Source organism: Streptomyces sp. BE20 (genome assembly GCF_036322525.1).
Lineage (GTDB): Bacteria > Actinomycetota > Actinomycetes > Streptomycetales > Streptomycetaceae > Kitasatospora.
In genome coordinates this window covers 1-383 of record NZ_JAQYWW010000210.1, presented here as the reverse complement: position 1 = coordinate 383, position 383 = coordinate 1, and the positions used below count along the sequence as shown (strand labels likewise).

Genomic DNA, 383 nt, shown 5'->3' with positions numbered 1-383 from the left:
GTGTGTGGTGGTTGGGTGTTTGTGGGTTTGTGTTTTTTGTGGTGGGGGGGGGGGGGGGGGGTGGGGTGTTGGTTTTGGTTTTTGTTTTTTTTTTTTTTGTTTTTTTTTTTTTTTTTTGTTGGTTTTGTGTTTTCGTTTTTTTGTGTTTTTTTGGGTTTTTTTGGGGGGTTTTTTTTGTTTTTTTTTTGGTTGTTTTTGGGTTTTGGTGGTTTGTTTTGGGGTGGGGGGGGGGGGCTGGGGGGGTTTTTTTTTTTGGGGGGTGTGGCCCGGGGGGGGGGGGGCGGGGGGGGGTGGGGGGACCAAGGGGGGTCGCTACATCCAACCTCCGACCGGGGGGCCGGTGACGGAGCGTGGAGGCGATGCGTGTCAGAGGATCTAGGCAC

Annotated in this window: 1 protein-coding gene; it reads left to right on the top strand. The window is 52.5% G+C overall.

The window, feature by feature from the left end; genetic code table 11:
* Positions 1-379, top strand: a 379-nt coding sequence (locus tag PUR61_RS01070) for a hypothetical protein (protein WP_329874649.1), incomplete at its 5' end; no start/stop codon positions are given.
* Positions 380-383 lie beyond the last annotated feature (4 nt).